We start from the raw sequence: 6256 nt of genomic DNA on the forward strand, positions 1-6256 counted from the left end.
ATTGCGTATCAGCCCACTGTTGAGGAAATGCGTCGCGGGTAAAAATTGTCAGAGCAACTTCATAACCGGCAAGAGCAATCTCTAAGTTGCTGGCTCTGTATTATTACTTAGACAAAAACAAGTAGGCGATCGCTCTCATAGATTTGTTACAACACGTTTTGCACTTGAAATCGCTATAATTCTGGTGAGCCAAAAAAACCAAGTATCATTTGAGTTTTGGGGAAACCAGCCATGTTAGAGTACAACTTGCCAAGGTACTTGCCCTCAGCCGAGGAACTACCAGACTCTGATGAAATGCCTGTGGATAATGAACTGCAAGAATTGATACCAGGCTTGCTGAAGGCGATCCTGCTGATACTTTGTCCATAACGCATGGACTGGTTGTTTGGGATAGATATGGGTATTTATTATCACCCCGATAAACCGCCCATTGTGCCAGATGGGTTTTTAAGCTTAGGGGTAGAGCGGTTTTATGATGAGGAACTCCGTCCCAGTTATGTGCTGTGGGATGAAAATGTTGTGCCGATTTTCGTGTTAGAAGTAGTTTCCCAAAATTATCGCAAGGAATACACTACTAAATTGGATGAATATGCGGCTTTGGGTGTACTTTACTACGTGATTTATTCTTCTTGTCGCCGCCGCAAACCGCATTTGGAAGTACATAAGTTAGTTAATGGTAGGTATCAATTGCAAGAGCGAAACCCCGTTTGGCTACCAGAAATTGGCTTAGGAATTGGTTGCGAAAGGGGAAATTATTGCGGTGTAACGCGGGAATGGATCTATTGGTATGATGAGCAAGAACAACGGTATCTCACGCCCGCAGAACAAATAAAACAAGAAACACAACGCGCTCAACAACAAGCACAACGCGCTGAAGTTGCAGAACAACGGGTGCAACAATTGACAGAACAATTAAGAGCGCTCGGAATAGATCCAGATAATCCGGGTTAACTGAAACATTTTGCAATATTTTCAATAAGACTGAAAAATCAGGTTTTTCAAATTTATGTCTTTGCTATAAATCTGGGTTTACTACTGGAAGTTGTCAGTAAAAAAACTATTGCATTTTAGGAATAACGTTTCTGATTCCACTTTTACTACCAACAGTATCACCTTTGTAACGAGGGATGATATGAATACTGGCGTGCATAATATTTTGACCGGCGGCTCGATTGATGTTCATTCCTACATTAAAGCCATCAGCTTCAAATTCAATTTTGAGAATTTCTTGTACTTTGTTCATCATAAACCAGCAAGCAGATTGCTCTTTCAATGGTAGTTCAAAATAACTGCTAACATGACGTTTCGGAATAATCAAAACATGGCCTTTACTTATAGGATAGCCATCGAATATAGCATAAGCAGTTGCGGATTCAGTTAATAGTTTTAGATTTTTATGAGGATTACAGAATATACAATAATTAGATGAATTTTGCTGATGATTATAGTGAATATACTCATATAATTCTCGATGTTCATCTAAAAACACTGAACGAAAGGGAAGTTTTACAATACACTGATAGGTAGGCTTTTTATGAACATAATGTTCTCGGAAACCTTCTTTTTTAATATCCCTTCTTACAGCATAATAAGCTTTACCTCCTGGTTTTAATAAGTGTGATACTTCCATAAGAACATTAGTTTGTTCTTCAGTAAATAAAACATTTAAAACATAAAAGCAAATTATTGTATCAAATTTATTATCAGGATATTCTGGAAAATAAGAAGGGTCATAACCTGTAATATCACAACCTTTTTGGCGCAATATTTTAACATCATTACCAAAGCCACAACCAAAGTCTAGTATTTTGCCTTGTAGAAGGTTTTGATTTAATAAAAACTGTGCAGGAAATGACAGATAACTTCTTTCGATCGCAGTCAGATGGGTGAACTGATTTTTTTGCTGTTTCATGGAATTTTGGTGTTGAGGTCCCAAATTTATTATTCCCAGCATTCGTTGAGGTTATGCGATGTCTACGATGGTTACTGACTTGTGCCGAGCGCAGCCGTTCGCGGAGCGTCTCGTAGAGAAGTACGGGCTACGCCGGAGCATCAGGGTCAACACCTAGCTCACGTAACTTAGCTGCTAATATATCAGCACGTTGGCGTTCTTGTTCAGCGCGTTGGCTTTCCTGTTCAGCACGTTGGCGTTCTTGTTCAGCACGTTGGCTTTCCTGTTCAGCGCGTTGGCATTCTTGTTCAGCTTGTTCGCTACTCCACAACAGCAAATTTCCTTCTCTATCCCACCAGCGCAGCCAATTCATCGTTTGGCATAATCTTTCACCTTGCCAAATTCCGAGAAATAATTCTAACTCAGGAATCCAAAAGCGTCCATTGGTATCTGCTTGCGGCAAAATATATTCTCCATTTTGCAAACACCTTAGTTCTAAACTAGGCTCATAGGGATCGTAGTTTACGTAGGTTGGAACTTGGAGAATCTTTTCGTAATAATAGAGTTTACCGTAGGGTGGAGTTGAGCGGACTGATAGTTCTCCCCCTTCTGTGTCTGAGAGAAATTCCATCACCACAGCCACAGCAGCCCCTTCTAAATTCGGGGTATAGCTGCGACGAACTACATTTGTTCCTACAGACTGCACTTGAGGTACATAAAACCAATCAGGGGCTTTGACAACGATTTTTTTGTTGACTGTGGCTACAAGTCCAAAATTAGAGCCAATCAGCATCTGGGGTTGAATGCGTCCTGTGCTTCCCAAAGCATCGGTAAGCGCAGCAGCGATCGCGGGTTGTTGAATATTTTCCACTGGATCGTCAAGTAAAATGAAGTCGGCTGGAAGTGCTTCCCAAGTAACAGTTGGTTCTTTTTGGATGGGGTTAACTTGTAGAACCATAAAACTACTCCTAATATCAATGCACAGTATATTAGTTATTTTTAACAAATCTTCAGCCAGCATCGCTTTTAAGCTAAAAACTCAGAAATCTGGAAAAATTTCTCTGAGTGGTGTATATACTACTCGTAGTCAAGCACTTAGCAGGCGTGAGTATTATCGTGGAATGGTTGATTGGCTGGATAGCAAGCAATGCTGTTGGACTCCTAGTCAAGACTATTCTTAACGAAGATTTTGCACAGGATTTAGCAAAAGATTATGCCAAAGACTTTTTCAAAGACCGCTTCAACAATGTAGGCACATTACTATTTCTAAAGGAACCACTTCAGAAGGCTATTATTAAGGCACTGAAGGAATTTTTGCAAATAGTGGAAGAGGAGTTAAGGTTTCGCAGAGTGTCTGACGAAGACATTAAGAAATTTGCTAAACCACTCAAGCAATTTATATATAACAAATCTGTTAAACAAATCCTGGGTAAGGCTTTTGACGCTGATTGTGATTCTCTAGATTATCAAACGCTTGCAAATATTTGGAATCACCCACCCCACAAGAGTTATGTTTAATTCGGTTATGCAAATTAGATGTTTTTCAGCTTACCAACGACAACTTCTTGGAATGTTGAAGGTTTGCTAACATTCAACCTAACCTCACATCTACATCAAATTTTCTGAGGAGTAGCGACGCAAACTGTGATAGAACATACCTGCACCAACCAATAGCACGCTAGTTGACCCAGCCACTGCTAGCACAGCATGAATCAAAGATAGCGATCGCAATTAGTGGACTGAAATTTTCTTTTTCACAAACTCTAGTCATTTACATCGCTTTGAGTCTTGGAAACTAAACCAAACGAGAAATGCTGATTTTGTCGTTGGTTCTTAATGTTGTGGCGATCGCACTATTTTAGAGTGTGTAAACTACCCGAAAACCGAAGTCGTAAGCCGCTGCATCCGAGTTGCTTTCGTCTAAACGGTTGGATGAACGGCAATAGCTTGCCGGACTGAACCATGAACCACCGCGCAGCAGCCAAGGATTATTATTTCCACTTACCCAAGCACTTCCATCAGCAGGCATTCCACGGTAATCATTATGGTATTTGTCTTGGCACCATTCCCAGACATTGCCATGCATCTCATGCAAACCATAAGCATTAGCAGGTAAACTACCAACATCGATAGTCTCCTGACGATTTGGGCCATGAGGAGCAGAACCATAAGTATACTCACCATTATAGTTAGCGATCTTGGTCGTAATCGTCTCACCAAAATAGAATGGGGTAGTCGTTCCAGCACGAGCTGCATACTCCCACTCCGCCTCGCTGGGTAAACGATAGCTCTTGTTAGTCATCAGCGACAGCTTTTGACAAAACTTGACTGCATCATTCCAACTTACTTGTTCGACAGGTCGCTTAACCCCTGGGAAGTAAGATGGGTTGATGCCCATAACTGCTTGATACTGCTCTTGCGTAACAGTAAATTTACTGATAAAAAAAGGTTTAATGGTAATAGGATGCTGTGGTCCCTCATTTCTGTTTCGCTCTTTTTCTCCTAGTGGTGAACCCATGAGAAACTGACCGCCAGGAATTTCTACCATCTCTAGTATGTTGCCGTTACCAAGGTCTTCTATAAAAAAAATTCCCTGACCAGGACTGATTGTGGTAATATTTCCTTGATTATCTACCTTCATCACTTTAAACTGGAAGGTTTTTAAAGCTAATTCCCTAGTATTTACACTTTTGGTTGGTAATGCTGGAGTCTGATTGGGGGACGGTACTGGAATATTATTTGGGGAAATAGATGAGGTTGATGGCAAAGCTTTTCTCTCAACTGAGTTGTTGAGCAAGAGTTTCTCAACCACAATCGCAAAACTAAAACTCGCTCCCATTAACCACACGGTTTGAATAACTCTGCGCCGCGACCAGTTAACTGGTTGTTGTGGTTGTGTTGGCGGTGTCAGCGGTTTTTTTGAAAGGTCTTGTAGCACTTCGGCTGTATTGGCGTAGCGTAAACTGTAATGACGACGCACCATCTTGCTTAACACATTAGCTAGATGCTTGCTTACCTGTGCTTGATGACGCCAGAGAATTTCACCTGTTTTGGTATCCTCTTCAAAGTCCACTGCCGAAACACCTGTCAATGCTTGAATTACCGTCACTCCCAAAGCATATATATCACTAGCAAATATGGGTTTACCATTCTTTTGCTCATTAGGCATATAGCCAGGAGTACCTATGAGGACACTAGAAGTCACCTTACCTTGTACATTTACTATTAAAGCGCCAAGTTCCTTGACTGCCCCAAAGTCAATCAGAAAAATCTTCCCATCCTGATGCCGTCGCATCAAATTCTCAGGCTTGATGTCGCGGTGAATTACCTGCTGATTATGTACGAAGGACAAAACTTGCAAAACATCTTGTAATAGCTTAGTGGCATAACCCTCATTTAATTGCTTACCTGCAATCATTTCTTGCTTTAGGTCATGTCCTTCGATAAATTCTTGAACAATATAAAGCTGATTATTTTCTCTAAAATGCGCTAATAATTGAGGAATTTGGGAATCTTTACCTAACTTTTCAAGAACAGTCGCTTCTGTTTCAAAGAATTCCACAATCCGAGAATCAGTATGTTCAGGACGCAATTGCTTAACAACACATAACGGCTGACTGGGCTGTAGACAATCCTTTGCTAGAAACGTAATAGCAAAGCCGCCGCCACCCAATTCCCGAATAATTTCGTAGCGCCCAACCAGCACGCCCATAACAATCTTAGACTCCTGAAAATCTGATGAATTTGAGCATAATTGTTACTAACTGCATCTGACAAATTAACTGCACGAATTATACCAAGTTTTTAGGCAATACTGCTCGGCTGTTTGCCCTGAGATAGTAACAAAGTGAGTAATTGAAAAGATGTTGGTGATCACAAGTCTTAAAAAGGAGGGAATTAAAGAAGTATGTAGTCGGAAGTCGGAAGCGATGCCCTGAGCTACACCGTACCACTTCCCTGCGGGACGCTGCGCGTAGCTTGTCCTCCGCAGGAGTACGTGGAAGCAAGCTACGCGCAGCGTCTCCTAGAGAAGGGTACAGTTTTGTAATGGGGATTTAGAACAAGACTTACATACTTGCGGCTTACTGGAATACCCGGTAAGCGTAAAGCTCAGTCCCTTTAGGGCTGAGATATAAGCGAATCGAGTGACTTTAGTCACATGAAAAATTGAGTGGTTGCAGTAGATGTGATATAATAGTGGCAATTCCAGAATTTAAGTATAACTAAACAACATAAAAACTTAACTAAATTGGTTAAGTGCGTAGTCATACCTAACGGTATTGCAGTTTAGGAAAGCTAAATTTGGTAAAAATAAAATGCATTGAACGAGTACGGTAGGGATACGGTCATTAACGCTTTAGGAGA

General features: G+C 41.0%; 4 protein-coding genes and 1 pseudogene. 2 read left to right on the top strand and 3 right to left on the bottom strand.

The annotated features are described in order from the left end of the window. Positions 1-231 precede the first annotated feature (231 nt). Positions 232-951, top strand: a pseudogene (locus V7K15_RS14325) (Uma2 family endonuclease). A gap of 106 nt (positions 952-1057) precedes the next feature. Here V7K15_RS14325 and V7K15_RS14330 read toward each other — a convergent pair. Further along, positions 1058-1912, bottom strand: coding sequence for an HIT domain-containing protein (locus tag V7K15_RS14330; RefSeq protein ID WP_334906148.1), 855 nt, complete (start codon positions 1910-1912; stop codon positions 1058-1060). A gap of 127 nt (positions 1913-2039) precedes the next feature. Further along, positions 2040-2849, bottom strand: coding sequence for a Uma2 family endonuclease (locus V7K15_RS14335; protein ID WP_334906149.1), 810 nt, complete (start codon positions 2847-2849; stop codon positions 2040-2042). Between the two features lie 146 nt (positions 2850-2995). On the opposite strand from V7K15_RS14335, the gene V7K15_RS14340 reads away from it, so the two are divergent. After that, positions 2996-3409, top strand: a complete 414-nt coding sequence (locus tag V7K15_RS14340) for a hypothetical protein (RefSeq protein ID WP_334906150.1) — start codon at positions 2996-2998, stop codon at positions 3407-3409. Positions 3410-3749: 340 nt separating this feature from the next. Here the strand turns inward: V7K15_RS14340 and V7K15_RS14345 are convergent, their stop codons facing one another. Then, positions 3750-5603, bottom strand: a complete 1854-nt coding sequence (locus V7K15_RS14345) for a bifunctional serine/threonine-protein kinase/formylglycine-generating enzyme family protein (RefSeq protein WP_334906151.1) — start codon at positions 5601-5603, stop codon at positions 3750-3752. Positions 5604-6256: the final 653 nt, after the last annotated feature.

The sequence above is a fragment of the Nostoc sp. genome, from assembly GCF_036919815.1.
In the GTDB taxonomy this organism is placed as follows: Bacteria; Cyanobacteriota; Cyanobacteriia; order Cyanobacteriales; family Nostocaceae; genus Nostoc.